At 67.1% G+C, this 26,164-nt stretch carries 27 protein-coding genes; 18 read left to right on the top strand and 9 right to left on the bottom strand.

The features are described 5' to 3' along the window. The 5 genes from infB to rimP form a co-directional block, all read right to left on the bottom strand. Positions 1–2,045 (bottom strand): translation initiation factor IF-2 (infB, locus tag VH326_RS12130; protein WP_329632093.1); only part of this gene is annotated, 2,045 nt, incomplete at its 3' end. Further along, positions 2,042–2,779 (bottom strand): DUF448 domain-containing protein, encoded by a 738-nt coding sequence (locus VH326_RS12135; RefSeq protein WP_329632094.1) that lies wholly within the window; start codon positions 2,777–2,779, stop codon positions 2,042–2,044. The genes VH326_RS12135 and infB, both read right to left, overlap by 4 nt. Further along, positions 2,760–2,990: a 4-oxalocrotonate tautomerase family protein gene (locus tag VH326_RS12140; RefSeq protein WP_329632095.1), complete on the bottom strand. Its 231-nt coding sequence runs from the start codon at positions 2,988–2,990 to the stop codon at positions 2,760–2,762. The genes VH326_RS12135 and VH326_RS12140 overlap by 20 nt, the downstream gene beginning before the upstream one ends. Further along, complete coding sequence (nusA, locus tag VH326_RS12145; protein ID WP_329632096.1) at positions 2,990–4,609, bottom strand: transcription termination factor NusA; 1,620 nt, start codon at positions 4,607–4,609, stop codon at positions 2,990–2,992. The genes VH326_RS12140 and nusA overlap by 1 nt, the downstream gene beginning before the upstream one ends. Next, entirely contained in the window at positions 4,609–5,139 is a 531-nt protein-coding gene (gene rimP, locus VH326_RS12150) for a ribosome maturation protein RimP (RefSeq protein WP_329632097.1), read from the bottom strand. The genes nusA and rimP overlap by 1 nt, the downstream gene beginning before the upstream one ends. Before the next feature lie 340 nt (positions 5,140–5,479). On the opposite strand from rimP, the gene VH326_RS12155 reads away from it, so the two are divergent. The 7 genes from VH326_RS12155 to VH326_RS12185 all read left to right on the top strand — a co-directional run bounded on the left by VH326_RS12155 (position 5,480) and on the right by VH326_RS12185 (position 12,535). Then, positions 5,480–6,271, top strand: a complete 792-nt coding sequence (locus VH326_RS12155; RefSeq protein WP_329632098.1) for a Coq4 family protein — start codon at positions 5,480–5,482, stop codon at positions 6,269–6,271. A 24-nt stretch (positions 6,272–6,295) separates the two neighbouring features. After that, entirely contained in the window at positions 6,296–7,540 is a 1,245-nt protein-coding gene (gene recF / locus VH326_RS12160) for a DNA replication/repair protein RecF (RefSeq protein WP_329632099.1), read from the top strand. Between the two features lie 31 nt (positions 7,541–7,571). Further along, the gene (locus tag VH326_RS12165) at positions 7,572–8,015 is read left to right on the top strand and encodes a hypothetical protein (RefSeq protein WP_329632100.1); all 444 of its coding nucleotides are present in this window, start codon (positions 7,572–7,574) and stop codon (positions 8,013–8,015) included. A 70-nt stretch (positions 8,016–8,085) separates the two neighbouring features. Continuing rightward, positions 8,086–10,581 carry a DNA topoisomerase (ATP-hydrolyzing) subunit B gene (gene gyrB / locus VH326_RS12170; protein WP_329632101.1) on the top strand — a complete coding sequence of 832 codons (2,496 nt, stop codon included), beginning with the start codon at positions 8,086–8,088 and terminating at the stop codon, positions 10,579–10,581. A gap of 58 nt (positions 10,582–10,639) precedes the next feature. Further along, positions 10,640–10,963, top strand: coding sequence for a hypothetical protein (locus tag VH326_RS12175; protein WP_329632102.1), 324 nt, complete (start codon positions 10,640–10,642; stop codon positions 10,961–10,963). Positions 10,964–11,057: 94 nt separating this feature from the next. Further along, complete coding sequence (locus VH326_RS12180; protein WP_329632103.1) at positions 11,058–11,801, top strand: methyltransferase; 744 nt, start codon at positions 11,058–11,060, stop codon at positions 11,799–11,801. Continuing rightward, a complete protein-coding gene (locus VH326_RS12185) occupies positions 11,798–12,535 on the top strand; it encodes a methyltransferase (protein ID WP_329632104.1) in 738 nt (245 codons plus the stop codon). Before VH326_RS12180 ends, VH326_RS12185 begins: the two co-directional genes overlap by 4 nt. On the opposite strand, the gene VH326_RS12190 is transcribed toward VH326_RS12185, so the two are convergent. Together VH326_RS12190 and tsaD are read right to left on the bottom strand one after the other, a co-directional pair. Continuing rightward, complete coding sequence (locus VH326_RS12190; RefSeq protein ID WP_329632105.1) at positions 12,532–13,509, bottom strand: NAD(P)H-dependent glycerol-3-phosphate dehydrogenase; 978 nt, start codon at positions 13,507–13,509, stop codon at positions 12,532–12,534. The genes VH326_RS12185 and VH326_RS12190 overlap by 4 nt on opposite strands. Beyond that, positions 13,506–14,531, bottom strand: a complete 1,026-nt coding sequence (gene tsaD, locus VH326_RS12195; protein ID WP_329632106.1) for a tRNA (adenosine(37)-N6)-threonylcarbamoyltransferase complex transferase subunit TsaD — start codon at positions 14,529–14,531, stop codon at positions 13,506–13,508. Before tsaD ends, VH326_RS12190 begins: the two co-directional genes overlap by 4 nt. Positions 14,532–14,629: 98 nt before the next feature. On the opposite strand from tsaD, the gene hemC reads away from it, so the two are divergent. The 3 genes from hemC to VH326_RS12210 are packed head-to-tail and all read left to right on the top strand — an operon-like array spanning position 14,630 to position 17,116. Beyond that, positions 14,630–15,541 (top strand): hydroxymethylbilane synthase, encoded by a 912-nt coding sequence (gene hemC, locus VH326_RS12200; protein WP_329632107.1) that lies wholly within the window; start codon positions 14,630–14,632, stop codon positions 15,539–15,541. Beyond that, entirely contained in the window at positions 15,538–16,212 is a 675-nt protein-coding gene (locus VH326_RS12205; protein ID WP_329632108.1) for a uroporphyrinogen-III synthase, read from the top strand. The genes hemC and VH326_RS12205 overlap by 4 nt, the downstream gene beginning before the upstream one ends. A 31-nt stretch (positions 16,213–16,243) precedes the next feature. Further along, positions 16,244–17,116 (top strand): hypothetical protein, encoded by an 873-nt coding sequence (locus VH326_RS12210; protein WP_329632109.1) that lies wholly within the window; start codon positions 16,244–16,246, stop codon positions 17,114–17,116. Here the strand turns inward: VH326_RS12210 and VH326_RS12215 are convergent. Both VH326_RS12215 and VH326_RS12220 read right to left on the bottom strand, forming a co-directional pair. Further along, positions 17,113–17,898, bottom strand: coding sequence for a DUF72 domain-containing protein (locus VH326_RS12215; RefSeq protein ID WP_329632110.1), 786 nt, complete (start codon positions 17,896–17,898; stop codon positions 17,113–17,115). The genes VH326_RS12210 and VH326_RS12215 overlap by 4 nt on opposite strands. A gap of 14 nt (positions 17,899–17,912) precedes the next feature. Continuing rightward, entirely contained in the window at positions 17,913–18,095 is a 183-nt protein-coding gene (locus tag VH326_RS12220; RefSeq protein WP_329632111.1) for a KTSC domain-containing protein, read from the bottom strand. A gap of 189 nt (positions 18,096–18,284) precedes the next feature. Between VH326_RS12220 and VH326_RS12225 the strand changes: the two genes are divergently transcribed. The 8 genes from VH326_RS12225 to virB11 are packed head-to-tail and all read left to right on the top strand — an operon-like array spanning position 18,285 to position 26,114. Further along, positions 18,285–18,614: a TrbC/VirB2 family protein gene (locus tag VH326_RS12225; RefSeq protein ID WP_329632112.1), complete on the top strand. Its 330-nt coding sequence runs from the start codon at positions 18,285–18,287 to the stop codon at positions 18,612–18,614. 57 nt (positions 18,615–18,671) lie between these two features. Next, positions 18,672–18,905: a type IV secretion system protein VirB3 gene (locus VH326_RS12230; RefSeq protein WP_329632229.1), complete on the top strand. Its 234-nt coding sequence runs from the start codon at positions 18,672–18,674 to the stop codon at positions 18,903–18,905. Continuing rightward, the gene (locus tag VH326_RS12235) at positions 18,884–21,256 is read left to right on the top strand and encodes a VirB4 family type IV secretion/conjugal transfer ATPase (protein WP_329632113.1); all 2,373 of its coding nucleotides are present in this window, start codon (positions 18,884–18,886) and stop codon (positions 21,254–21,256) included. Before VH326_RS12230 ends, VH326_RS12235 begins: the two co-directional genes overlap by 22 nt. Further along, positions 21,256–22,527 (top strand): type IV secretion system protein, encoded by a 1,272-nt coding sequence (locus VH326_RS12240; RefSeq protein WP_329632114.1) that lies wholly within the window; start codon positions 21,256–21,258, stop codon positions 22,525–22,527. The genes VH326_RS12235 and VH326_RS12240 overlap by 1 nt, the downstream gene beginning before the upstream one ends. After that, positions 22,524–23,330, top strand: a complete 807-nt coding sequence (locus VH326_RS12245; RefSeq protein WP_329632115.1) for a virB8 family protein — start codon at positions 22,524–22,526, stop codon at positions 23,328–23,330. The genes VH326_RS12240 and VH326_RS12245 overlap by 4 nt, the downstream gene beginning before the upstream one ends. A gap of 23 nt (positions 23,331–23,353) precedes the next feature. Beyond that, on the top strand, positions 23,354–24,025 hold the full coding sequence (locus tag VH326_RS12250) for a TrbG/VirB9 family P-type conjugative transfer protein (RefSeq protein WP_329632116.1): 672 nt from the start codon (positions 23,354–23,356) through the stop codon (positions 24,023–24,025). After that, a complete protein-coding gene (locus tag VH326_RS12255) occupies positions 24,025–25,134 on the top strand; it encodes a TrbI/VirB10 family protein (protein WP_329632117.1) in 1,110 nt (369 codons plus the stop codon). Before VH326_RS12250 ends, VH326_RS12255 begins: the two co-directional genes overlap by 1 nt. Positions 25,135–25,184: 50 nt before the next feature. Continuing rightward, positions 25,185–26,114, top strand: a complete 930-nt coding sequence (virB11, locus tag VH326_RS12260; protein ID WP_329632118.1) for a P-type DNA transfer ATPase VirB11 — start codon at positions 25,185–25,187, stop codon at positions 26,112–26,114. Positions 26,115–26,164 lie beyond the last annotated feature (50 nt).

The raw sequence follows: 26,164 nt of genomic DNA on the forward strand, positions 1-26,164 counted from the left end.
ACCACCACGGGGAGCTCGCGCGCCTCGCCGGCCTGGATCTTGGAGAACATCTCCTCGAGCGTGCCGCGGGCGCCCGCCGCCGCCGTCTTCTGGCGCAGCGTATGCACGCGGAACTCGGTCACCTCGCGGGCGCGGGCCTCGGATTCCACGACCGAGAAGACATCGCCGGCTTGCGGCGTCCCCTGCAGGCCGAGGACCTCGACCGGCATCGCCGGACCAGCGGATTCGATCGGATTGCCCTTGTCGTCGAGCAGCGCGCGGACGCGGCCCCATTCGGTGCCGGCCACGAAGATGTCGCCGACATGGAGCGTGCCCTTCTGCACCAGCAGGGTCGCGACCGCGCCGCGGCCCCGTTCCAGCTTGGCCTCGATGACCGCACCCTGCGCCGCGCGATCGGGATTGGCCTTGAGGTCGAGCACTTCGGCCTGCAGCAGCAGGGTCTCTTCGAGCTTGTCGAGGTTGAGCTTGGTCTTGGCCGAGACTTCGACGGTCAGCACGTCGCCGCCCAGCTCTTCGGTCACCAGCTCGTGGTTCAGCAGTTCCTGGCGCACGCGCTGCGCGTTGGCGTCCGGCTTGTCCATCTTGTTGATGGCGACCAGGATCGGCACGTTCGCGGCCTTGGCGTGGCGGATCGCCTCGACGGTCTGCGGCATGATGCCGTCATCGCCGGCCACCACCAGCACGACGATGTCGGTGACGTTGGCGCCCCGCGCGCGCATCTCGCTGAACGCTTCGTGGCCCGGCGTGTCGAGGAAGGTGATCTTCGACTTGTCCTTCAGCGTGACCTGGTACGCGCCGATATGCTGCGTGATGCCGCCGGCCTCGCCGCGCACCACGTCGGTACCGCGGAGAGCATCGAGCAGCGATGTCTTGCCGTGATCGACATGGCCCATGATCGTCACCACCGGCGGACGCGCCTTGAGCGTCTCGGCCGCATCCTCGACCGCATCGGTCGCCAAATCGATGTCGCTTTCCGACACGCGCACGATGTTGTGGCCGAATTCGGTGACGAGCAGCTCGGCGGTGTCCTGGTCGATCGTCTGGGTCAGCGTGACCGGTGAGCCCATCTTGAACAGCGCCTTGACCAGGTCGGCGCCTTTTTCCGCCATGCGGTTGGCGAGTTCCTGGACCGTGATCGCCTCGGGCACCTGGACGTCGCGGACTTGCTTGGCCTGCGCCTCGCGCGGGCCGCCCATCCGGCGATGTTCCTTTTCGCGCGCGCGCTTCAATGCGGCGAGGCTGCGCGCCCGCGCGCCGTCTTCGCCCCCGAGCGCGCGGTTGACCGTCAGCTTGCCGCCGCGACGCTCGTCGCCGGTGCGGCCGCGTTGACCCGGACGCTGCGGTTGTGCGGTCTCGGCGCCACGCCGCGGCGTGGCTTGGCCAGTACCGCTCGGCAGCGCACGCGCGGCCGGTGCCGCCGTCGCCGCGGCAGGGGTCGGGGCCGGCTCGGGCTTGGGCTGGGGCTTGGGAATTTCGGGACGCGCGACCGGCGAGAAGCGGCGCGGGGCGGGCATCGACGGATCGAGCTGGAGCGCGACGATCGGCTCGGGTTCGGGCGCTGGGGTCGGCGCGGGCGCCGGAGCCGCCGGAGCAGGCTTTTCTGCGGCGGGCGCAGGCGCGGCCTCAGCAGACTTCTCACCGGACGTGCGGGCGCGCTCCTCGGCGCGGCGCTTTTCTTCGTCGGCGACAGCGTGACGCTCGGCATCCTCGCGGCGACGCGCTTCCTCCGCGCTGGCGAGGCGCTGGTCCTCGGCCTCGCGCATCAGGCGGGCTTGACGCTCCTGCGCGGTCTCCGCAGCAGGTGAAGCCGCGCGCGCGACCGGGGCTGCCGGTGCGGGTGCGGGCGCTGGCGTCGGATCGGCCACCGGCGCTTCGACAGGCGCCGCGTTGGGGCCGAGCAAGCGGCGACGCTTCACCTCGACCACGACGGTGTTCGACCGCCCGTGGCTGAAACTCTGCTTCACCTTGCCGGTCTCGACCGTGCGCTTCAGCCCCAGCGGCTGGCGCATCCCGAGCTTCGGCTTGTCGTTGTCGGTCTCGCTCACTCAAAATCCTTCAAGTCTTCGGCCGTACCGCCAGTGCCGTGGCTTTCGCCGGGAAGCGCCGATGCCCCCTGCGAGGCCGTTTCGCAAGGTTCGGGTGTCAAATCAGGGCCGATAAAATGCCGCCAGCGGTCCAGCATCTCCCGGATGCGGCCCGCGGCGGCGCGGTCGGTCACGGCGATATGTACCACATTTTCGCGGCCTAGCGCCAACGACAATATGGTGCGCGACACCGGGAGTGCCAAGCCCTGTTCGCCCGATCCTTCGAGGTCGCGCCCGACGCGCCACGCCTGGGCGAGTTTGCCCGTGCCGTCGGGGCGAGCGTCGGACGCATGGAGCAGCAGGTGGACCTGCCCGCTGCGCGCCGCGGTTTCGATCTTGGCAGTGCCGGTTGTGAGGTTCCCCGACTTCGATTCGAGTCCGAGCCGGTCGAGGAAGCCGCGCTGCAACTGGTCGGCGATCATCGCGCCGAGATCGGCGGGGGTGGTCAGCTCGTTCGTCTTGAAGGCGCGTGCCAATGCGGCCTTGAGCTTGCCCTTGGCATTGGCCGCGTCGAGCTCGGCGCGGCTCACCCCGATCCACGCGCCCCGCCCGGGGGCCTTGGCGCGAATGTCGGGCAGCACCTGACCGTCGGGCGCCAGCGCCAGACGGATCAGCCCTTCGCGCGCGTCATGCTCGCGCGACAGGATACAGGTACGCTCGGGTCCTAAAGCGGTCTCATTGCGAGGAGTCCGCATGCGCGTCTCCCTTCGCAATGTGAGCATCGTGGTCGGCGATCAACTGACCGCCCGCACCGTAATTCTCCGTCGATACTTCGTCGATCACGATCTGCACGACAGCCGGGTTCTTGCCCAGTCGCTCGACGAGCGACCGGGTGACGTCCGCGACGATCCCGGACTTCTGGTCCTTGGTCGCGTGCCCTGAGATTCGGATCGAGACGAACGGCATCAGGCTTGTTCGCCCTCCGTCGCCGCCGGCGCTTCCTCATCCTCGAACCAGTGCGCGCGGGCGGCCATGATGATCTCGTTGCCCTGCTCTTCCGAAAGGCCATATTCGGCGAGCACGCCGCCCTTGTGCTCGGGGCGCTTGGGGGCATCCTCGGCGCGGCGGCGCGGTTCCTGGCGCTTCTTCTCGACCAGTTCGTCGGTCGCGAGGTCGGCGAGATCGTCGAGCGTCTTGATCCCGGCCTTGCCGAGCGTGACCAGCATCGCCTCGGTCATGTACGGCATCGCCGCGAGATCGTCCGACACGCCGAGGCCCTTGCGCTCCTCGCGCGCGGCCGCTTCGCGGCGCTCGAGCGCTTCGCCCGCGCGGCTCTGCAGCTCGGCGGCCAAGTCCTCGTCGAATCCTTCGATCCCGGAGATTTCCTCGGGCTCGACATAGGCGACCTCTTCGAGACTGCCGAATCCTTCGGCGACCAGCAGCTGCGCGAGCGTCTCGTCGACGTCGAGCTCGGTCTGGAACATCTCGGTGCGTTCGAGGAATTCTTTTTGGCGCTTCTCGCTGGCGTCCTGCTCGGTCAGGATGTCGATCGCTTTGGCGGTCAACTGGCTGGCGAGGCGCACGTTCTGGCCGCGGCGGCCGATCGCCAGGCTCAGCTGGTCGTCGGGCACCACCACCTCGATCCGGTCCTCTTCCTCGTCGATCACGACTCGGCTGACCGACGCCGGCTGCAGCGCGTTGACGACGAAGGTCGCGGTGTCTTCCGACCACGGAATGATGTCGATCTTTTCGCCCTGCATTTCCTGGACGACCGCCTGGACTCGGCTGCCCTTCATGCCGACGCACGCGCCGACCGGGTCGATGCTCGAATCATGCGAGATGACGCCGATCTTGGCGCGGCTACCCGGATCGCGCGCCGCGGCCTTGATCTCGATGATGCCGTCGTAGATTTCCGGGACTTCCTGCGCGAACAGCTTCTTCATGAAATCGGGATGCGCGCGGCTGAGGAAGATCTGAGGTCCGCGATTCTCGCGCACCACCTTGAGGATCAGGCTGCGGATACGGTCGTTGACGCGGACCACTTCGCGCGGGATCTGCGCGTCGCGGCGGATCACGCCCTCGGCGCGGCCGAGATCGACGACGATGTGGCCGAACTCGACCCGCTTGACCACGCCGGTGATGATCTCACCCATGCGATCCTTGAATTCCTCATATTGGCGCTCGCGCTCGGCGTCGCGGACCTTCTGGAAGATGACTTGCTTGGCGGCTTGCGCGGCGATGCGGCCGAACTCGATCGGGGGCAGGGGATCGACGATGTAATCGCCGATCGCGGCGCCCGGCTGGAGCTTATCGGCACCCTTCAGGTCGACCTGCTTGAAATAATCGTCGACCGCCTCGACCACTTCGACGACGCGCCACAAGCGAAGATCGCCGGTATTCGGGTCGAGTTTGGCACGGATGTCGTTCTCGGCGCCGTAGCGAGCGCGGGCGGCGCGCTGGATCGCGTCCTCCATCGCCTCGATGACGATGCCTTTGTCGATCATCTTCTCGGTCGCGACCGAATTGGCGATCGCGATCAGCTCGGCACGGTTGGCGGTAACGCCAGAGGTTGCTGGGGTGGCCATCAATCCTGTCCTTCTTCTTCGAATTCTTCTGCGCCCTCGTCGGAGATGGGCGCGGTTGCGGCTAATAGTCTGTCGGTAATCAGCAATTTGGCGTCGGCGACCTGGTCGAACCCCACCGTCATCCGTTCGTGTCCCTTCACGTCGATCGCGATGCGGTCGCCATCGAGACCGGCCAAATCACCAGTCAATTGCTTGCGGCCATCGATTTCGGCGGTCAGCTTGATCCGAGCCTCGTGTCCCACCCAGTCGGTGAAGTCCTTGAGGCGAGTGAGCGGCCGGTCGATCCCCGGCGAAGACACTTCGAGACGATAGGCGTCCTCGATCGGGTCGATCTCGTCGAACGTGTCGGAGATTCGGCGCGACAATTCGGCGCAATCGTCGATCGTCAGCTGGCGCGTGTCGGGGCGTTCGGCCATTACTTGCAGCGTGCGGTCGTCGCCGGCGCCGAACATCCGCACGCGCACGAGATCGAAGCCGAGGGCAGCAGCCTCGGGCTCGATCAATTCCGTTAGTCGGGCGATGTCCGCCATGAACGTTCCAGATAAGCAGGTCCGGCGCCGGAAAGCTGGAGCCTCCCGACCTCTTCACCTGGCGATGTAGAGATTGTGGGGAGGATATACGCCGGGCTCTCCGTTGCTGCAAGGGGGGCGTCAGGACGGGTTGTATTTGGCCAGAACGCCTGAACCTTCTTGAGGAAATCGACTTGGTTTTCGGGTTTGGTGAAGCCGTGCCCCCTTGCGGTCGTATTTCAGCTGAGTGCGAAAAACGTAGATATTTCTACTGCGCTTGAACTGCGTGCCGAATTTATTGACCCTTGACCGGCACATCTCAATCTCTTATTAACACTAATGTCAGTAAGGGAATTGCACTATGGCCGCCAAGCTCCCCCCGTTCCCCGGCACGACCGGACGCCGCGACTGGCGCACCGCGTTCGATGCGATCCGCAAGCTGCTCGCCAATGGCGACGACACGACGCAGGTGTTCCGCATCATGCGCGCATTGAACGTCGGCAATGCGCCGATGAACTATGCGCGGTTCCTGGGCACCGACGAAGGCGGGCGGATGGCCTATGAACGCCATGAGCTTGCGCAGATTTTCTCGCAGCCCGGCTACGCCAAGCAATTTGCCTCCGGCACGGTTGGCGCGGCATACAACCATTTTCTCGAATCGACCGGCTATTCGGCCGACGGCCTCGCCGAAGTGTCGAAGATCAACCGCGAGGAAGATCTGCCGCATCCCTATGCCTGGTTCGGGCGCCGCGTGCGCGACACGCACGACATCTGGCATGTGCTGACTGGGTACAAAGCCGACGAGAGCTTGGGCGAAGCGGCGTTGGTCGCGTTCAGCTATGCACAGGTCGGCGGGCTCGGCTGGGCGCTGATCGCCTCCGCCGCCGCGCTCAAGAGCCGCAAGGTCACGGGCAATAGCCTGTTCATGAAGGCGGTTTGGGAAGGTTACAAGCGCGGCAAGAAGGCCAAGTGGATTTCGGGCGAGGATTATGAGCGCCTGCTCCACGAGCCGCTCGACCAGGCGCGCCAGCGCCTCAACCTCGGCGAACCGGTCGCCTATTTGAAGGCGCAGCGCGAACTGGGCGAGCTGGCGTCCTACATGAGCGCGCCGAAGGCCGAAGCGGCCACCGCCCCCGAGAAGCTCGCGGCCTAAGCTCAACTCCGCTAGGCCGACACGATGCTGTCGCGCCTGATGCTCACCGATTTCCGGAATCACGCAGAAGCCGTGCTCCACCCGGGGCGCGGCTTCGTCGTGCTCACGGGCGAGAACGGCGCGGGTAAGACCAACGTGCTCGAAGCGGTGTCGCTGCTCGCGCCGGGGCGCGGACTGCGGCGCGCACCGCTTGCAGAGATGGCGCGGCAGGGGGGCAGCGGGGGGTTCGGGGTCGCGGCGACCTTGTCGCAAAAGCCCCTCCCCTTCAGGAGTTCGGCTGCAGCCTTATCCCCCGGACAAGGCCAAGAGCAGCCGAACTGGGTTGGGATGGGGCAGTCACGAGTGGACGGTCTCGATAAGATCTCCCCCACCCCCAACCCCTCCCCTGCAGGGGAGGGGCAAATAAACGTCGGCACCGGCACGCAACCGTCAGCGCCCGATCGTCGCGTCGTGCGGATCAACGGCGCGACGCATTCTGCGACCGCGCTCGCCGAATGGCTGACCGTGCTATGGTTGACCCCAGCGATGGACCGGCTGTTCGTCGAACCGGCGAGCGAGCGTCGCCGCTTTCTCGACCGGTTGACGCTGGCGATGAACCCCAGCCATGCGCACCATGCCAATCGCTACGAAGCCGCGATGCGCGCGCGCAACCGATTGCTCGCCGACGCCGGTCCGGAGGGGCGCCCGGACCCCGCCTGGCTGACTGCGCTCGAGGCGCAGATGGCCGAACACGGCGCGGCGATCGACGTCGAGCGTCGCGAGACCGTGGCGGCGCTCGCCGATCGGCTCGGCAATCAGCCGGAGGGGCCATTCGCGCGCGCGAAGCTCGCGATCGAAGGATGGCACGGCGCCGACACGCTCGCCGCCGATCTCGCGGGCGGACGCCGTCGCGACGCCGCCGCCGGACGAACGCTCGTCGGGCCGCACCGCAGCGACCTGGTGGTGACGCATCTGGAGAAAGACCAGCCCGCCGCTTTGTGTTCCACCGGCGAGCAGAAGGCGTTGCTGCTCAACCTCGTCCTCGCGCACGCCGAATTGGTCGCCGACCGCACCGGGCGTGCACCGGTGCTGTTGCTCGATGAGATCGCCGCGCACCTCGATCCCGTTCGCCGTGCGGCGCTGTTCGGCCGGCTCGCCGCGACGGGCAGCCAAGTGTGGATGACCGGCACCGAAACCGCGCCGTTCGACGGCGTCGGCGAGGCGACGTGGCTGACAGTGGCGCAGGGACGGATTCGCGAGCCCGACTCTTGCCCGTCGAAAAAACAGTGATATTCGAATGCCCTCTGCCGGAGACGCCGCGATGAAAAGCCTGCCCGCCTTGTGCCTCGCCGTGCTCACCGCCGGTGTTGCCGCCGCTCCCGCGGGTGCGCGCTGGGAATATATGACGACGCGCGCCGACGGGACGCTGATCGCCGTCGAGCCGGCCACCTTCGCTCGCAAAGGCGACCACGCCACCGCGATTTTTCGGTTCCGCAAGGACGATGCCGAATGGCTCAACCTGGTGGGTGCCGATTGCCGCCATCGCGGCGTATATGCGGTCCGGCTGAACGAGAATCCGGCGACCGTGACAAAGGCCCCGCGCGCGCTTCCCGCGGCGGCGAGCTATCACCCGGCAGTCGCGGGCAGCGTGGGTGCCTGGCTGATCGGCGCGATGTGCCGCGACACGCTGTTGCCGCCGAACATCCAGATGGGCCCGACCGGCCCGGGCGATCCCGCCGCCGTGCCGCCGGGAAGCTTGCGCTGATCGCGGCGCCCTAGCGGCCGCACGCCCCATTTCGCTTCCGTTTCGCGAGCCCCGTCCCTATATGCTGGGCATGGCAGAAGACCCCAATACCAACGATTACGGCGCCGATTCGATCAAGGTCCTCAAAGGGCTCGACGCCGTCCGCAAACGCCCCGGCATGTATATCGGCGACACCGACGACGGATCGGGCCTCCACCACATGGTGTTCGAGGTTTCGGACAATGCGATCGACGAGGCGCTGGCCGGGCATTGCGATCGGATCGACATCCAGCTCAACGCGGACGGATCGGTCAGCGTGACCGATAACGGCCGCGGCATCCCGACCGGAATCCATGCCGAGGAAGGTGTTAGCGCGGCCGAGGTCATCATGACTCAGCTCCACGCCGGGGGTAAGTTCGAGAATACCAGCGACGACAATGCCTATAAGGTGTCCGGCGGCTTGCATGGCGTCGGCGTGTCGGTGGTCAATGCGCTCAGCGAGTGGCTCGACCTGACGATCTGGCGCGACGGCGAGGAGCACAACATGCGCTTCGCGTTCGGCGACGCGGTCGCCCCGCTCAAGATGGTCGGCAAGGTCGAGGGCAAGAAGGGAACGCGAGTCACGTTCCTGCCATCGCCCGCAACCTTCAAGATCACCGAGTTCGATTTCGAGAAGCTCGAGCATCGCTACCGCGAGTTGGCTTTCCTCAATTCGGGGGTGCGGCTGTTCCTGACCGACGCGCGCCATGAAGAACCGCGCACCGTCGAGCTGTATTACGAGGGTGGGATCGCAGCGTTCGTCAAATATCTCGATCGCGCCAAGACGCCGCTGTTCCCGGAGCCGATCTCGGTCAACGGCCAGCGCGACGATATCGGCATCGACGTCGCGCTCGAATGGAATGATTCCTACTACGAAAACGTTCTGTGCTTCACCAACAACATCCCGCAGCGTGACGGCGGAACGCACCTCGCCGCGTTCCGCTCGGCGCTAACTCGCACGCTCAACGCCTATGCCGAGAAATCGGGCTTGATGAAGAAGGAGAAGGTGACGCTCACCGGCGACGACATGCGCGAGGGGCTGACCGCGATCGTCTCGGTCAAGCTGCCCGATCCCAAGTTCAGCTCGCAGACCAAGGACAAGCTCGTCTCGTCCGAGGTGCGCCAGCCGCTCGAAAGCCTGCTCGCCGACAAGATCGCCGAATGGCTCGAGGAGAATCCGCAGAACGCGCGCTCGATCATCCAGAAGACGATCGACGCCGCCGCCGCGCGCGAAGCCGCAAAGAAAGCGCGCGAGGCGAGCCGCAAGTCGGTGCTCGGCATCTCCAGCCTACCGGGCAAGCTCGCCGACTGCCAGGAGAAGGACCCGGCCAAGTCCGAGCTTTTTCTGGTCGAGGGCGATTCGGCCGGCGGATCGGCCAAGCAAGGCCGCGACCGCCACTACCAGGCCATCCTGCCGTTGCGCGGCAAGATCCTCAATGTCGAGCGCGCGCGGTTCGACCGAATGCTCGGCAGCCGCGAGATCGGCACCCTGATCCAGGCGATGGGCACCGGGATTGGCCGCGACGACTTCAACCTCGAGAAACTGCGCTACCACAAGATCGTCATCATGACCGACGCCGATGTCGACGGTGCCCATATCCGCACGCTCTTGCTCACCTTCTTCTATCGCCAGATGCCCGAAATCATCGAGGCGGGGCACCTCTTCATCGCGCAGCCGCCGCTGTACAAGGCGACCCGCGGGCGAAGCGAAGTGTACCTCAAGGACGACGGCGCGCTCGACGAATATCTGGTCGAGAACGGCGTCGCGTCGACCGTGCTCGAGAGCCCCGCCGGTGCGCGGTCGGGCGCCGACCTGCGCGACCTGGTCGATCATGCACGACGCATGCGTACGTTGATGCGCTATGTGCCGCGGCGTTACGATCCGGTAATCATCGAGGCGCTGGCGATGACCGGCGCGCTCGATCCCAAGGCACCGCCGGCGGAGCGCGATGCGCATTTGAAGGCGGCGACCGAACGGCTCGATCAGGGTGACCCGGAAGCGCGCTGGACCGCGCGCGCGACCGAGGATGGCGGATTGCATTTCGAGCGGCTGTGGCGCGGCGTCACCGACCACCATATCATCGAAGCGGCGTTCCTGTTGTCGGCCGAGGGGCGCAAGCTCCACGCGCTCGCGACCGAACAGGCTGGCAGCTATGCCACCGCCGCCAAGCTGGTTCCGTCGAAATCGGCACAGGCGGCGGAAGCGGCCGAGGATGCCGAAAACCCGGTTGGCGAGGATGACGACCTGCCCGTCGTGGTGGGCAAGGGCGAATCGCTGATCGCTCGGCCATCGCAGCTGCTCGACGCCGTCCTCGCCGCGGGGCGCAAAGGCCTGTCGATCCAGCGCTACAAGGGCTTGGGCGAGATGAACGCCGAGCAATTGTGGGAAACCACGCTCGACCCGACCAACCGGTCGATGCTTCGAGTCCAGGTCGAGCAGGCCGACGTCGCCGACGAGATATTCACGCGGCTGATGGGCGACGTGGTCGAGCCGCGCCGCGAGTTCATCCAGGAGAATGCGCTGAGCGTCGCCAACCTCGACGTGTGATCGGCAACCATCGGAGGCGCGTCGAATTTTGCCCGGACAAGCCGGAAGCGGAATAAGCATGGCGACGGATGAATTCACGCCGACGCTCGAAATGGCGTCTGCGGCACGCCACGGTCTTCGGCTGCGCGGGAAGTTCAAACGCGGCGGCACCGAGGTTGGCGTCGCTCGCGCGCATCAGTTGATCGCCCGCGAGCCGCTCGAGCCGCGCGAAGTGAAGTCGATGTACAGCTATTTCGCGCGGCACGAGGTGGACAAGAAAATGCGGACCCACACGTGGGGATCGGACGAGGATCCGTCCGCCGGCTATATCGCATGGCTGCTATGGGGCGGCGATGCCGGCAAGGAATGGGCGGGGCGTAAGCGGCAAATATTGGCGGGCTGAGGTCGTTGCGGCCCAGCACCGATTTCGCTTGAAAGCGCACGGCCATCGGATCGATATCGCAGGTCCAGGCGCGGCCTGTCAGGGGAGAATGACAATGCGGATGCGGTCGTGGATGATGATGGCGGCGATCGTTGCCTCACCGGCGGCAGTGGTGGCCAAGGTGACCATTTCGCCCGCGATCACCACCGCGCTCGCCGATCCAGCGCGCGCCGACCAGGCCAAGGACGACGAGCGTCGTCACGCCGCCGAGGTGATCGCGTTCTCCGGGGCCAAGCCCGGATGGCAGGTCGTCGATTTCTTTCCGGGATCGGGCTATTGGTCGCGCATCTTCGCCGGCGTGGTCGGACCCAGTGGACACGTCTACGGTATCTGGCCGTCAATGGCCGCCAAATATGCCGAAAAGGGCGTGCCGGGGCTGCAGGCGCGCAATCTATCCAATGTTTCCGCCTCGCTCGATGCCGAGGCGATAACCGTGCCGCAGCCCGTCGACCTCGTCTGGACGGTGCAGAATTATCACGACATCGCCAATGACGGACGCGGCGAAGCCGGCATCGCGGCCTTCAACGCGCAAGTGTTCAAGGCGCTCAAGCCGGGCGGCACCTTCATCGTGATCGATCATGTAGCGCCGGCGGGAAGCGGGCTCACCGATACCGACACGCTCCACCGCATCGATCCGGCGATCGTCAAGAAGCAGGTGCTCGCCGCGGGCTTCCAGTGGGTCGGCGAATCAAAGGCGCTCGCCAATCCCAAGGACGATCACAACCTCAAGGTATTCGACCCGGCAATTCGCGGATTCACCGATCAGTTCGTGTACAAATTCCGAAAGCCGCTCAAGTGAAACGCCTGTTCGTTCTCGCGCTTGTTGCAACTATCCCTGCCTGCTCGCCGGGCAACGCACCGACCGCCAACTCGGTCAGTGCCAACACCAACCTCGCGCGCGACACGGCGACCGATGCGCGGCGGCACGGACCGGCGATCGCCGCATTCGCTGGTCTCAAGCCCGGCGACAAGGTAATCGACTGGATTCCGGGTGGCGGATATTGGACGCGGACCTTCGCGCGGATCGTCGGGCGCACCGGCCACGTCTACGGCATCTGGGCGGCGCCGTACGCCGCCGAAGCCGCCACCGACGTGCGCCGCTATACCGAGCTCGCCGCCGACCCGGCATTCGGCAATATCAGCGCGAGCACGCAACCCGCGACCGAGCTCAAGGCGCCCGAGCCGGTCGACCTAGTCTTCACGTCGCAGAACTATCACGACTATGCCGACAAGTTCATGGGCTCGCTCGACCCGGCTTTGCTGGACAAGGCGGCATTCGCGGCGCTCAAGCCCGGCGGCATCTTCCTGATCATCGATCATGTCGCGGCGGCGGGATCGGGGATGCGCGACACCGACACGCTGCACCGGATAGACCCGGCGGCGGTGAAGAAGCAAGTCACCGCCGCGGGGTTCCAGTTCGTTGGCGAATCGCGGCTGCTCGCCAATCCGGCCGACGATCATAGCAAAGCGGTATTCGACAAGTCGATCCGCAGCCGGACCGATCAATTCATCTACAAATTTCGCAAGCCCTAGCCGCGTTCCTTGCGCAGCGGCCGCGCCAATAGCGCACCGATCACGTCCCCAACCGGCGCGCCGTCGAGAAGCGCGCAGACCGCCTCGGTCACCGGCATATCGACCCCCGCCTCGGCGGCTGCTTCGCGTAGAACCGGCGCGGTGAAGGCGCCTTCCGCGACCGTGCGGCGATCGCTGAGCAATTCCTGCGCCGACCGGCCTTCGCCGAGCCCGACGCCCAGCGAGAAATTGCGGCTGCTGGTCGACGAGCAAGTCAGGACGAGGTCGCCCAGCCCCGACAGCCCGGCCATCGTCTCCGCCCGCGCCCCACGCGCGAGCCCGAATCGAGTCATTTCGGCGAAGCCGCGAGCGATCAGCGCGGCGCGCGCATTCTGTCCCAGTTGCGCGCCCTCGACCACGCCGCAGCCGATCGCGAGCACATTCTTGACCGCGCCGCCGATCTCCGCGCCGATGACGTCGTCCGAGGCATAAGGGCGGAACGCGGGTGACCCGAGCCGCTCCGCGAGCGCGGCGCCCAACGCCGCATCCTCGCACGCCAGCGTCACCGCCGTCGGGAGCCCCGCCGCGACTTCGTGCGCGAAGGTGGGGCCCGACAGCACGGCGATCGGCGCGTCCGGCTGCACTTCGCGCGCAACCTCGCCGACCAGCAGCCGCGTCCCGGCCTCGATCCCTTTCGCGCACAGCACCAGCGGCGTCGTCCCGAAGTCCTGCCCGTCGAGCACGCCCCGCACATGCTGCGCCGGCGCCACCACCAGCACTGCGTCGGCATCGCGCAACGCACCAAGATCATCGGTCGCGACGATCGCCGGCGACAGCGGCACGCTCGACAGGAACTGGTCGTTGACGTGGCGCTGGTTGATCGATTCGACCACCTCGGGCTCGCGCGCCCACAGCGTGACGGGCGCGCCGTCCTGCGCCGCGACTTGCGCCAGCGCAGTGCCCCAGGCGCCGCCACCGATAACGCCGATCCTCATGCCTTCACTCCCGCCCCACGCACCTTTTCGGCATCCGGGTCGAGCGGCCAGCGCGGGCGCGGGGCGATGTCGAGCCGATCGGTGAGTCCGGCGGCGAAGCGCTCCGCGCCCGCCCAGGCAATCATCGCAGCATTGTCGGTGCACAGCCATTGCGGCGGAACGCTGAACGGCAATTTGTAGTCGGCCGCGACGCTCTCGAGCGCCACGCGCACTGCGCCGTTGGCCGCGACCCCGCCGGCGACGACCAAAGCGGTGACGTCGACCTCGCCGAGTTGCCGCTGGGTGCGGTCGACCAGGCAATCGACCACTGCCTGCTGGAAGCTCGCGGCGATATCCTCGCGCGCCCATGTCCCAGCTTCGTGCGCGCGCAGCACCGCACTTTTCAATCCCGCGAAAGAAAAATGCGGCTCGGTCGATCCTGCCAGCGGACGCGGCAGCGGGACGATGTCGCGGCCCTCGGCGGCGGCGCGTTCGACCGCAGGGCCCCCGGGGAAACCGAGGCCCAGAATCTTGGCGGTCTTGTCGAACGCTTCGCCCGCGGCGTCGTCGATCGTCGTCGCCAACCGGCGATAGCGGCCGACCCCCTCGACCAGCAGCAACTGGCAATGCCCGCCCGAAACGAGCAACAGTAGATAAGGAAATGCCAAGTCGGGATCGGTCAGCCGCGGGCTCAACGCATGGCCTTCGAGATGATTGACCGCGACCAGCGGCTTGCCCGCCGCGTGCGCCAGCGCCTTGCCCGTCACCAGCCCGACCATCACCCCACCGATCAGCCCCGGCCCAGCGGTCGCGGCGATCGCGTCGACATCGGTCAGCGTCACGCCAGCCTCGGCCAGCGCCGCCGCGACCAGCGGCTCCAACGCGTCGACATGCGCACGCGCGGCGATTTCGGGCACCACGCCGCCATAGGGCGCGTGCGCCGCTTCCTGCCCCGCGAGCTTGTGCGCCAGGATCCGCCGGTCGCCGGTGACAAGCGCCGCCGCGGTCTCGTCGCAGGAAGATTCGAGCCCCAGGATCAGCATGGCCTCGTCCCTAACCGTTCGCCCTGAGCTTGTCGAAGGGCTGCTCTTTCTTCTAACCGATAACAAGCGCAGGGCTTCGACAGCTCAGCCCGAACGGAATGGATTTGTCCCGGCTCTTCAAACTCGGCACTCGCGGCTCCCCGCTTGCGCTCATCCAGGCCAATATGGTCAAGGATGCACTGGCGGCCGCGCATGGCATCGACTGCGAGATCCACGTCATCCGCACGACGGGCGACCGCGTGCAGGATCGCGCGCTGGCAGAAATCGGGGGCAAGGCGCTGTGGACCAAGGAACTCGACCGTGCGTTACTCGACGGCGAGATCGACTGCGCAGTGCATTCGATGAAGGATGTCGAGACGATCCGTCCCGACGCGATCGTCATTGTCGCGATGCTCGAACGTGCCGACGTCCGCGATCGGCTGGTCGGCGCCGACAATATCGACGCTATCCGGCAAGGCGGCGTGGTCGGCTCATCGAGTCCGCGTCGCCGTGCTCAAGTGCTTCGCGCGCGGCCCGATCTGTCGGTGGTGTTGTTCCGCGGCAACGTCGACACGCGTCTCGCCAAACTTGCGGCGGGGGAGGCGGACGCGACGTTGCTCGCCGCCGCCGGGCTCGACCGCCTCGGGCGCGACGATGTCGGCCAGGCCATCGCCACCGAAAAGATGCTGCCAGCGCCGGCGCAAGGCGCGGTCGGCATCGAATGCCGCGCGGATGACGCCATGATGCGCGGGCTGCTCGGCAAGATCGATCATGCGCCGACCAGCCGTGCGGTGCGGTGCGAGCGCGCCTTGCTCGCGGCGCTCGACGCGACCTGCCACTCGCCGGTGGCCGCGCTGGCGATGATCGACGGCGATGTCGTGACGCTGCGCGCCGAATTGCTGTCGGAGGACGGCGCCGAGCATGTCGCCGCCGACGCCAGCGGTGGCGATGGCGAAGCGCTGGCTCGCGATCTCGCCCGCGCGTTGCTCGATCGCGCGCCGCCTGCGGTGCGCGCCGGGTTCGGCGGATGACGCGCCCGGTCGCGGTGCTGCGGCCCGAGCCCGGCAACCACGCGACCGCGTTGCGAATCGAGGCGACCGGCCTGCGTGCGATCCGATTGCCGCTGTTCGCGGTGCGGCCGCTCGCCTGGACGCCGCCCGATCCGCGACGATTCGATGCGCTGATCCTGACCAGCGCCAATGCTGCGCGGCTCGCCGGGGCCGGGTTGGACGCATTACGTAGCTTGCCCGTCCACGCCGTCGGTGCGGCGACCGCTGCGGCCGCGCAAGCGCAGGGGTTGAGCGTCGCGACCGTCGGGCAGGGCGATGGACAAGATCTGCTCGAGACGGTGGCGGCGGAAGGCGTCGAGCGAGCCTTGCTCCTCGTAGGGCGCGATCGTCGGCTCGACGCCGGCGGGATCGTGGCTCAAGCGATCACGGTGTACGCCAGCAACGAACAGGCGATCGCCCCGCCCGCGATCCGCAACCTTTCGGAGACGGTCGCGCTGCTTCACTCTGCGCGTGCCGCACAGCGACTGGGCGAATTGGCCGACCGAAACGGCGTCGACCGCGGCTCGATCCGGCTCGGTGCGATCAGTAGGGCCGTCGCCGATGCCGCCGGACACGGCTGGAATCATGTTGGCGCCGCACCGTCTCCCGACGACGAAGCGCTCGTCGCGCTCGCGCAGCGGCTCGCCGATTGACCGTGCCCGCGCGCACGCGGATAAGGATGCTATGAGCGACCTCGATCCGCTTCCCGCGAACGCCGCCGCCCAGCGCGACTCCGCGCGACGGTTGACGATGGCGACTGCGGCGGGGATCGCGCTCGCGACCTTCCTGATCGGCCTGCTGATCGCGGCCTGGGCGATCAACCGCTTCCGCGCCGCGCCCACGCCGGCGCAGCCGCAACCGGCATTGGTCGCAGAGCCCGTGCCGACCAAGGTGATCGTGACGCCGCCGGCCAGCACCGATCCCGCCTCGCTCAGCGCGCGGCAGGAGATGTTGTCGGCCCAGCTCGCGCAGCTCGAAACGCGCACCGCCGCAGTCACCGGCACCGCCGCGAACGCCTATGGAAACGCCTCGCGCGCCGAAGCGCTGCTCGTCGCCTTCGCCGCGCGGCGCGTGATCGATCGCGGGGTCGATCTCGGCTATCTTGAGCAGCAATTGCGCGATCGGTTCGGCACGGTTCAGCCCGTCGCGGTCGCCACGATCGTGCAGGCGGCGCATCGCCCGGTCACGATCGAGGATCTGCGGCTCGGACTCGATCAGATCGGGCCGCAGCTCGCGCTCGGGCCCTCGGACAGCTCGGGCTGGGGCGGGGCGTTTTGGCGGATGCTCGGTAGCCTGGTCGTCGTCCATCCGAAGAACACGCCATCGCCGGTGCCGGGAGAGCGGCTCGCCCGCGTGCGGCGCATGCTCGCCCAGTCGCAGGTCGAAGCCGCGGTCGAGGAAGTCAGCCGCATGCCGGGCGCGAGCCAGGCCAATGCCTGGATCGACGGCGCGCGGCGCTACGTCGCGGTGCGCAAGGCCCTCGACACGCTCGAAGCTGTCGCGCTGGAGGGCCGTGCCGCGACCCCGCCCGCGCCGGGCACGGTACCGATTCGCTAGAGCCGCGCGATCAGCGCCTGTGCCGCCGCCGGCGCGCGAACCTTGGCGCCGGAAATGAAGAACACGAACGTGTCTCGCGGCGCCTTTTCGGGCGAATCGCCGAAATAGGGCAGGCCCGCGGGAGCCTCGCCCGCCGCCCAGTTCTTCGCAACCGCCGCCCATCGATCGAGCGCGGCTGGCGAATAGCCCGCCGGCTCCTCCTCGACGCTGCTTTCGAGCCGCGCATAGACGAGGTCGGCGGTGACGTCGGCGATCGCCGGATAATCGGGCGATTGCGCATAGACGATCGCAACATTGGCGGCGCGACACATCGCGACGAATTCGGGCACGTGAAAGCTGTCGTGTCGCACCTGCACCGCATGACGTAGTGCGACGCCTTCCTGCTTGGCCGGCAGCAGCTTGAGGAACGCGCCGAAATCCTCCGCGTCGAACTTCTTGGTCGCCATGAATTGCCACAGGATCGGCCCGAGTTTCGGGCCAAGCTCGACGATCCCTTGTCCGGTAAAACGCGCGATCGATTCACCGGCCTCGGCGAGCACCTTACGATTGGTGCAGAAGCGCGATGCCTTAACCGCGAATACGAAGTCGTCTGGCACGACTTTCGCCCAGCCGGCGAACGTCTCAGGCTTGAACCCCGAATAATAGGTGCCGTTAACCTCGATCGCAGTCAGCTGGCGCGAGGCATATTCAAGCTCGCGCTTAATCGGCCATTTGTCGGGGAAGAACGTCCCGCGCCACGGCTCATAGGTCCAGCCGCCGATTCCGACTCGTATCTCTGCCATGCGCCTGCATAGCGTCAGCGCCGTTTGAAGCGATAGCGATCGCGGATTCGGCGATTGAAGAAACCGCCCTTCGAGGTTGCACGGCGCATCGCCTCGACCTCCCGCTCGGGCACGTCGAGATAGGCGTAATGCCGCCCGCTCACGAATTGGATGTCGAGCTCGTGAGTCGCATTGTCGTAGTCGAACGATCGGATCACGCTGGAAGGCATGCGTAATCAACGCCTTGACCCGGCATAGCGTTTCATCGCGAGAGTATGGTCGGCCCGACTCGGCTTGAAACCCCGCCACCGCTGGTGCACACCCGCGACTCGGGCGTGGGGGCGCCGGATGGGCCGTAAACCAGCAGTCCGCGACCGCCACCAAGTGACCATGGAGGCGGGTACAGCGTGTTGCGTTTCATCAAGACCAGGATTTCCCCGCTGATCGCGGCGATCGCCACGATGATGCAGGCGAGCGTCGCGCACGCGCAGGATACGCTGTCCGACCCCGCCGGGTCGGGCGTGTTGGTATCGGCGGTGCGCTGGCTGCAGGGCACCTTGCTCGGCACCGTCGCTACCGTGGTCGCGATCATCGCGGTCGCCTCCGTCGGCTTCCTGATGCTGACCGGGCGGATCAACTGGCGCTATGGCGCGACCGTGATCGTCGGGTGCTTCATCCTGTTCGGCGCCGCCAGCATCGTCGCGGGAATCCAGTCGACCGCCGGCCTCGGCAACTGAGCGGTGGCGGCCGGGTTAGACCGCGATCCGTTATTCGTCGCGTTGACGCGGCCGCAGATGTTCGCGGGCGTCACTTATAGCTATTTCGTCGTCAACGGCATCGTCGCGACTGAGCTTTTCCTGATCTTCCATTCGATCTGGGTGCTGGCAGTGGCGGTGGTCGTTCACCTGCTCGGCATGGTGCTGTGCGTGCGCGAGCCGCGCTTCTTCGATCTGTGGCTGACTCGCGCCAGCCGCTGTCCGCGCGTGCGCAACTATTCGATCTGGCGATGCAACTCCTACCGCCCCTGACCGACGATCGGCGGGTCATCGCGCGGGAAAAAGCGGCGGGCGCGCATCTGCCCTATGCCCGGCACGTCGACGACCATACCGTCGCTACGCGCGACGGCTTGCTGTTGCAGGTTATCCAGCTGCGCGGCCTGCTATTCGAGACCGCCGACACCGACGAGATCAATTACCGCAAGGCACTGCGCGACGCGATGTTGCAGGCGATCGGATCGTCGCGCTTCGCGGTCTATCACCACGTCGTCCGGCGCGAGGCGAATGTCGAGCTCGCCGACAAATTCCCCGACGATTTCTCGACCAAGCTCGATGCCGCGTGGCGCGCGCGGCTGTCGGCGAGGAAGCTCTACGTCAACGATATCTTCCTGACCTTGGTGCGCCGCCCGATGCAGGGCCGCGTGGGGTTTGCCGACCGCGTGCGCGGCTGGTTCGGCAGCGCCGGCGAGGATCGCGACGTCATGATCGCGCACGAGCTCCATCAGCTCGCCACGGCGCGCGACGCGGTGATCGCGCAGCTCGGCAGCTACGCACCGCGATTGCTGTCGGTCTACGAAACCAAGGCCGGCGTGTGTTCGGAGCCGCTCGAATTTCTGTCGGCGCTGTACAATGCTGAGATGCGACCGGTGTTGCTGCCGATGCAGGATGCCGGCGCGTATTTGCCCTATCGCCGAGTCAGCTTCGGCGAAGAAACGGTCGAGCTCGGGGTAGCCGGGCATAGCGACCGCAGCTTTGTCGGGATGGTGTCGATCAAGGATTATCCCGCACAGACCGCCCCGGGAATGCTCGACGAATTGTTGCGTCTGCCGTTCGAGCTGACCGTGTCGCAATCGTTCGGATTCGTGGATCGGCAAGCGGCGCTCGGCAAGATGAACCTGGCGCTACGCCGAATGCGGTCGGCCGAGGACGAGGCGATAAGCCTGCGCGCCGAACTGTCGAGCGCCAAGGACGAGGTTGCCGCCGGGCGCGCCGGGTTCGGCGAACATCACATGACGGTCGCGGTGCACGGGGCAACGCTCGCCGAGGTCGACGCCGGCGTCGCCGAGGTACAGGCGACACTCGCCGACCTCGGCATTATCGCGGTGCGCGAGGATATCGCGATCGAGCCCGCGTTCTGGGCGCAATTCCCCGGCAACTTCAAATATATCGTCCGTCGCGGCCTAATCTCGACCGGCAATTTCGCCGGGTTCGCGTCGAGCCACAATTTCGCGCTCGGCAAGCCGGAGGCGAACCATTGGGGGCAAGCAGTGAGCTTGCTCGAAACCACCGCCGCCGGCCCGTATTATTTCAATTTCCACCAGGGCGATCTGGGCAATTTCACCGTGATCGGCCCGTCGGGATCGGGCAAGACCGTCGCACTCAACTTCCTGCTCGCGCAGGCGCGCAAGTTCCACCCGCGCGTGATCTTCTTCGACAAGGATCGCGGCGCCGAACTGTTCATTCGCGCGATCGGCGGGCGCTACGACGTGCTGCGACCGGATACGGCGTCGGGCCTCAACCCGCTCCAGCTTGACGACAATCCGGCCAACCGCCAGTTCCTGATCGACTGGGTCGCGCAACTCGCGGGCGGCGCCGACATCGACGAGACCGCGAGGATCAAGGACGCAATCGACGCCAATTTCGGCCAGCCCGCCGAGCATCGCCGGTTGCGCCACCTCGCCGAATTGTTTCGCGGCGGATCGCGGCCCACGGCGGACGACCTGTGGTCGCGGCTTCGCCCGTGGTGGGGCGATGGCGAGCGCGCCTGGCTGTTCGACAACGAGCGCGACCTGACCGATCTGTCGGCCGATGCGGTCGGGTTCGACATGACTCAGATCCTCGACGATCCGGCGGTGCGCACCCCGGCGATGATGTACCTGTTCCACCGAGTCGAGGAACGGCTCGACGGGTCGGCGGCGATCATCGTCGTCGATGAAGGGTGGAAAGCGCTCGACGACGAGGTGTTCGTTCGCCGCATCAAGGATTGGGAAAAGACGATCCGGAAACGGAATGGTATCGTCGGTTTCGCGACGCAAAGCGCGCAGGATGCCCTCGAGTCCAAGATCGCCAGCGCAATCATCGAGCAGGCCGCGACTCAGATCTTCATGACCAATCCGAAGGCGCGCGCGGTCGATTATATCGACGGCTTCGGGCTGACACCGCACGAATACGAGATCGTCCGGACCTTGCCCGACGACGCGCATTGCTTCCTGATCAAGCACGGCAACGAAAGCGTCGTCGTCCGCCTCAACCTGACCGGCGAGCGCGACATGCTGACGATCCTGTCGGGGCGGGAGCGCACCGTGCGGCTGCTCGACGAAATTCGTGCCGAACAAGGCGACGATCCGGCCGACTGGATTCCGAAATTGCTGGAGCGCGCGTGATGCAGGTCGCGTGCCCTGCCATTTCCGACATGGCGTTCCTGTCGAGCGTACTCGGCCACGTCGATTGCCAAGCGCAGAATCTCGGCGCGGGCGGCTATCAGGCGCTCGCCGCGCCGGGAGGCCCGGCCGCTTTGCTGCTGACCGGCGCGTTCACGATCTTCGTCGCGCTGATCGGCTATCGCTTGCTGCTCGGCGAGACGCCATCGGTGCGCGACGGAGTGGTCGCGACGATCAAGATCGGTGTCGTGCTGGCGCTGGCGACGAGCTGGCCGGCGTTCCGGACGTTGGCGTATGACGTGACGTTGCGCGCGCCGGCCGAGATGGCGGGCACGATCGGCGCGCCGGCGAGCCTCCCCGGATCGAACGGCGGGCTGGTCGCGCGATTGCAGACGATCGACGACGAATTGGTCGAGCTAAACGTCATCGGCACCGGCAGGCCGCCCAATACCATCCCGTTGGTCGGCCCGTCCGCGACCCCGCTGACCCCTGCGCAACAGCAGCAGCAGCTTCGCCAACTCCAGGATCTCTCCAACCGCGCGCGGTGGGACCCGGTCCATGATTTCTCGCTGCTGGGCAGCGCGCGGACCTTGTTTCTGACCGGCGCGATTGCCGGGTTCGCCAGCGTGCGGCTGATCGCCGGGCTGTTGCTCGCGCTGGGTCCGCTATTCATGCTGTTCCTGCTGTTCGACGGCACGCGCGGGCTGTTCGAAGGATGGGTGCGGGGCCTCGTCGGGGCAGCGCTCGGCGCGCTGGCGACCGCGATCGTGCTCGGGGTCGAACTGGCGCTGCTCGAACCGTGGCTCGCCGCGGTGCTCGACCTCCGGCATCAGAATATCGCCACGCCGGCGGTGCCGGTCGAACTGCTGGTGCTGGCGTTGGTGTTCGCGCTGACCTTGCTCGCGACGTTGGTCGCGGTCGCGAAGGTCGCGGCAGGATTCCGCATGCCGACGGCGTGGCGCGTCCTTCGCGAATCTCTCACCGGTCGTGTGGACGAAGCGACAGCCGCGTTTGCCGCTCCGCGCGTCGGGCAAGCGGCGCCAAACGACGAGCGCGGTCGCGCGCTGGTGATCGCCGATGCGGTCGCCGCCACGCAGCGCCGCGAATCGCTCGCGGCGGCGCCCGCGGCTACCTCGTTCGGCCGTCCGGGCATCACGCGGACCGCGTCCCACGAGATCGCGGTTGCGGGCGCAGTCCCGCTCGGCCAGAGTTTTCGACGGCGGACGCGGGGGCGCGTATCGGCTGGGTCGACACGACGGGATAGCAACAGATGAAACAGGCCGCGCGCGAATCGCTCGACGCCTATTATCGGGAGGCGGGCAGCTGGGCGGAGGACCACACCGATGCGTTGCGGGCGTCGCGCCGCGTGGCGTGGATCGTCGCGGGCATCGCGGTGGCGGTCGCGCTGTGCGAAGCGCTGGCGCTGATCTTTCTCGCTCCGCTCAAGACCGTGGTCCCCTATACGCTGCTGGTCGATAAGCAGACCGGCTATGTTCAGGAACTGAAGCCGCTCGACGCTAATAAGATCGCGCCCGACGCGGCGCTGACCCAGTCGTTCCTCGTCCAGTATGTGATCGCCCGCGAGAGCTATGATCGCGCGCAGCTGCAATCGAGCTTTCAGAAGGTTCAAGCGTGGTCGGTCGAGACCGCCAAGTCGGATTACGTCAACGGCATCGTTGCATCCAACCCACTAAGCCCGATTAACCGCCTGCCCGCTTCGACCATTGTCGAAACGCACGTGAAGAGCGTGTCCTCGCTTGGCGGCAACAGCGCGCTGGTGCGGTTCGAGACGATCCGCCGCGATGACGGCGGTGCGCCGCAGCCATCTGCATCGTGGGTCGCGGTGATCCGCTATCGTTTCTCGACCGAGCCGATGCGCGCCGAGGATCGCTTCATCAACCCGCTCGGTTTCCAGGTGATGCGCTACCGCCGCGATCAGGAAGCGGTGACGCCGCCGGAGCCCGCGCCGACCCCGATTCCCGGACCGACCCAGCCGCAAGTTTCGGCGCCTGAGATCAATGCCGGGCCGACACCCGCGCCGGTCCGTCGGCCGGGCGGGGTCGAGGTCACGCTTTGAGGCGAGCGGCCTGCCTGTTCGGGTTGATCCTCCTCGGCGTTGCGACCCCGGCGGCGGCCCAGCTGCGTCCGACGCCCGGCACGGGCGATCCGCGCATCCAGTCGGTAACGTACGACCCCGACCAAGTCGTGCAGCTCGAAGTCGCCACAGGATACCAACTCACCGTCGAGTTCGCCCCGGACGAACGGATCGAGAATGTCGCGGTCGGCGACAGCGGCGCGTGGCAAGTCACGCCCAACAAGCGCGGTGACCGGCTGTTCATCAAGCCGGTCCAGGGTGGTGTCACCACCGACATGACGGTGGTGACCGACGCACGCAGCTATATCTTCGAACTATCGGGCGGTTTCGGCGGCGGCGCGCAGGCGTTCACCGTCCGGTTTGAATATCCGGCTCCCCCCGAACCCACCGCGACGCCCGGCCAGGCGGTCAACGGCCCCGGACGCTATAAATTGAGTGGGGCAAAGGCGATCCAGCCTGATGCGATCTCCGACGATGGCCTGAAGACGTACATCGTCTGGCGCGCCGAACAGAGCTTGCCCGCGGTGTTCAAGATCGATCACGACGGCAAGGAGACGCTCGCCGATGGCGCGATGCGCGACGGCCGCTACGTGCTCGACAGCGTCAACAATCGGCTGGTCTTCCGCCTCGACAAGCAGAATGCGAGCGCGGTGCGCGTGCCGCAGATGAAGCGCTGATGATCGCGACGGGCGACGATCCGCGTCCGGCTGCCGAGCACAGCGCGCGGCCGATCGTCGCGCGCGAACGGCGCGGCATTTCCAACTGGATGATCGCGGCCGGCATCCTGCTAGCCGCGCTGATCCTGTTCCTGATCCTCGATTCTCGGCGTCGCCAGCTTTCCGCGCCAGTCACCAACCCGCGTTTCGCCGACACCGGCGCGCGCACGCCCGCCGCGCCGCTCTACATCCCGCCCGAGCCCGTGCCGACACCAACGCCATTGCCGATCGTCGTTGCGTCACCCCCGCCACCGCCGGCCCCGCCGCCGCAGCCGCGCATCGTCTATGTCCAGCCCCCGCAGCCGCCGCAGGTCGTCGCACCCCCGTCACCGCCGCCACGCACATCGAACTCCCCGGTGCTGGTGATCGACAATACCGCGCCCGAGGGCGATGTGGCGGGGGGTGCCAACGTTGCTACTGATGTTGCGGGGAATCCGACCGGCGCAACGCCAGGAGCGGCGGGTGCGAGTGGCGCGGCCACCGGAGGGCGCGCGCGCGCATCGGTACTGCGCAACCGTTCGACCACCGTGGCGCAAGGCACGCTGATCCCGGCGGTGCTCGAAACCGCGCTCGATTCGACCCGGCCGGGCCCGGCGCGCGCGCTGGTCACGCGTGATGTCCGCGGCTTCGACGGCAGCAAGGTGCTGATCCCGCGCGGCAGCCGGCTGATCGGCGAGTATAAGGCCGATCTCCAGCCAGGCCAGAACCGCGCTCTGGTGGTGTGGACTCGGCTGGTGCGCCCCGACGGCGCAACGATAGCGATCGGCTCGCCCGCCGCCGACCCGCTCGGCCGCGTGGGGATCAAAGGCAGCGTCAACAGCCACTTTCTCGAGCGCTTCGCCTCGGCAATCCTCAACTCGACGCTCAATATCGGTGTCGGGCTCGCGTCGCGGCTGGGCAGCGGGAATTCGGTCGCGGTGCTCGCGCTCCCGGGCACGCTCGGCGGGGCGGCGACTCCGCTCAACGGCCCGGACCAGGTCCAGCGGTCGCTGCGCGTCAAACAAGGCGTGTCGATCAGCGTGTTCGTCGCGCGCGACTTGGATTTCACCAGCGTGGAGACGAAGCGATAGCCGCGAGCGATCCCGTCTATCTCAAAAGCTACCTCGCGCCGCTGGGGAGCGTGCTGGCGCGCGACGACGTCACCGACATCTATGTCAATCGCCCGGGCGAAGTGTGGATCGAAACGATCGGCGGCGCGATCGAGCGGCACGACGCGGCGGGGCTGGACGGCCCGACGCTGGATCGCCTCGCGCGCCAGATCGCCGCTTTGTCGCATCAGGGGATCAGCCGCGAGCATCCCTTGCTGTCGGCGACCCTGTCCGACGGCGCGCGCGTGCAGGTGGTGGCGCCGCCGGCCACCCGTGGGCCGTTGGCGCTGGCGATCCGCAAGCACGTCTCGTCCGATCTCCGTCTTGCCGACTATGTCGCGACCGGCGCGTTCGCCGAGACCAAGCGCGGCGATGTCGGCGAGCGCTCGGCGACCGACATCGAACTGGCGCGGCTGCTCGACGGCGGCGACATTGCGGGGATGCTGTCGCTCGCGGTGCGCGGTCGCAAGAATATCCTCGTGTCGGGCGGCACGTCGAGCGGCAAGACCACATTCCTGAACGCGCTGATCCGCGAGATACCGGCGCACGAACGCCTGATCCTGATCGAGGATACGCCCGAACTGCACCTCGACCACGCTAATGCGGTCGGTTTGCTGGCGGCGCGCAGCGCGCTCGGCGAGGCGCAGGTCAGCGCGGATTCGCTGCTCGCGGCCTCGCTGCGCATGCGCCCTGACCGGATCATCGTCGGCGAACTGCGCGGGCCCGAGGCCTATACCTTCCTGCGCGCGGTCAACACCGGCCATCCGGGGTCGATGACCACCGTCCACGCCGACAGCGCCGAGCGCGCGATCGAGCAGATCGCGCTGCTCGTGCTTCAGACGGGCACGCGGCTGGGCCGCGACGACGTCCACCATTATGTCCGCAGCACGGTCGACCTTTTCGTTCAACTCGACCGCACCGGCGGCAAGCGCCACGTCGCTGAAATCGTGCTCGCACGATAGCGTAGGCGAGACAGTTGTATCCGCCGCGACAAGCGGTTAGGCTCGACTCC

The sequence above is a fragment of the Sphingomonas sp. genome (assembly GCF_036269755.1).
GTDB lineage: Bacteria > Pseudomonadota > Alphaproteobacteria > Sphingomonadales > Sphingomonadaceae > Sphingomonas.

Bases quoted from the DNA above. Each gene is read 5' to 3' on its own strand.
- VH326_RS12135 (WP_329632094.1), bottom strand. From the start codon at position 2,779: ATGCGGACTCCTCGCAATGAGACCGCTTTAGGACCCGAGCGTACCTGT.
- VH326_RS12140 (WP_329632095.1), bottom strand. From the start codon at position 2,990: ATGCCGTTCGTCTCGATCCGAATCTCAGGGCACGCGACCAAGGACCAG.
- nusA (WP_329632096.1), bottom strand. From the start codon at position 4,609: ATGGCCACCCCAGCAACCTCTGGCGTTACCGCCAACCGTGCCGAGCTG.
- rimP (WP_329632097.1), bottom strand. From the start codon at position 5,139: ATGGCGGACATCGCCCGACTAACGGAATTGATCGAGCCCGAGGCTGCT.
- VH326_RS12155 (WP_329632098.1), top strand. From the start codon at position 5,480: ATGGCCGCCAAGCTCCCCCCGTTCCCCGGCACGACCGGACGCCGCGAC.
- recF (WP_329632099.1), top strand. From the start codon at position 6,296: ATGCTGTCGCGCCTGATGCTCACCGATTTCCGGAATCACGCAGAAGCC.
- VH326_RS12165 (WP_329632100.1), top strand. From the start codon at position 7,572: ATGAAAAGCCTGCCCGCCTTGTGCCTCGCCGTGCTCACCGCCGGTGTT.
- gyrB (WP_329632101.1), top strand. From the start codon at position 8,086: ATGGCAGAAGACCCCAATACCAACGATTACGGCGCCGATTCGATCAAG.
- VH326_RS12175 (WP_329632102.1), top strand. From the start codon at position 10,640: ATGGCGACGGATGAATTCACGCCGACGCTCGAAATGGCGTCTGCGGCA.
- VH326_RS12180 (WP_329632103.1), top strand. From the start codon at position 11,058: ATGCGGATGCGGTCGTGGATGATGATGGCGGCGATCGTTGCCTCACCG.
- VH326_RS12190 (WP_329632105.1), bottom strand. From the start codon at position 13,509: ATGAGGATCGGCGTTATCGGTGGCGGCGCCTGGGGCACTGCGCTGGCG.
- tsaD (WP_329632106.1), bottom strand. From the start codon at position 14,531: ATGCTGATCCTGGGGCTCGAATCTTCCTGCGACGAGACCGCGGCGGCG.
- hemC (WP_329632107.1), top strand. From the start codon at position 14,630: ATGGATTTGTCCCGGCTCTTCAAACTCGGCACTCGCGGCTCCCCGCTT.
- VH326_RS12205 (WP_329632108.1), top strand. From the start codon at position 15,538: ATGACGCGCCCGGTCGCGGTGCTGCGGCCCGAGCCCGGCAACCACGCG.
- VH326_RS12210 (WP_329632109.1), top strand. From the start codon at position 16,244: ATGAGCGACCTCGATCCGCTTCCCGCGAACGCCGCCGCCCAGCGCGAC.
- VH326_RS12215 (WP_329632110.1), bottom strand. From the start codon at position 17,898: ATGGCAGAGATACGAGTCGGAATCGGCGGCTGGACCTATGAGCCGTGG.
- VH326_RS12230 (WP_329632229.1), top strand. From the start codon at position 18,672: ATGTTCGCGGGCGTCACTTATAGCTATTTCGTCGTCAACGGCATCGTC.
- VH326_RS12235 (WP_329632113.1), top strand. From the start codon at position 18,884: ATGCAACTCCTACCGCCCCTGACCGACGATCGGCGGGTCATCGCGCGG.
- VH326_RS12240 (WP_329632114.1), top strand. From the start codon at position 21,256: ATGCAGGTCGCGTGCCCTGCCATTTCCGACATGGCGTTCCTGTCGAGC.
- VH326_RS12245 (WP_329632115.1), top strand. From the start codon at position 22,524: ATGAAACAGGCCGCGCGCGAATCGCTCGACGCCTATTATCGGGAGGCG.
- VH326_RS12255 (WP_329632117.1), top strand. From the start codon at position 24,025: ATGATCGCGACGGGCGACGATCCGCGTCCGGCTGCCGAGCACAGCGCG.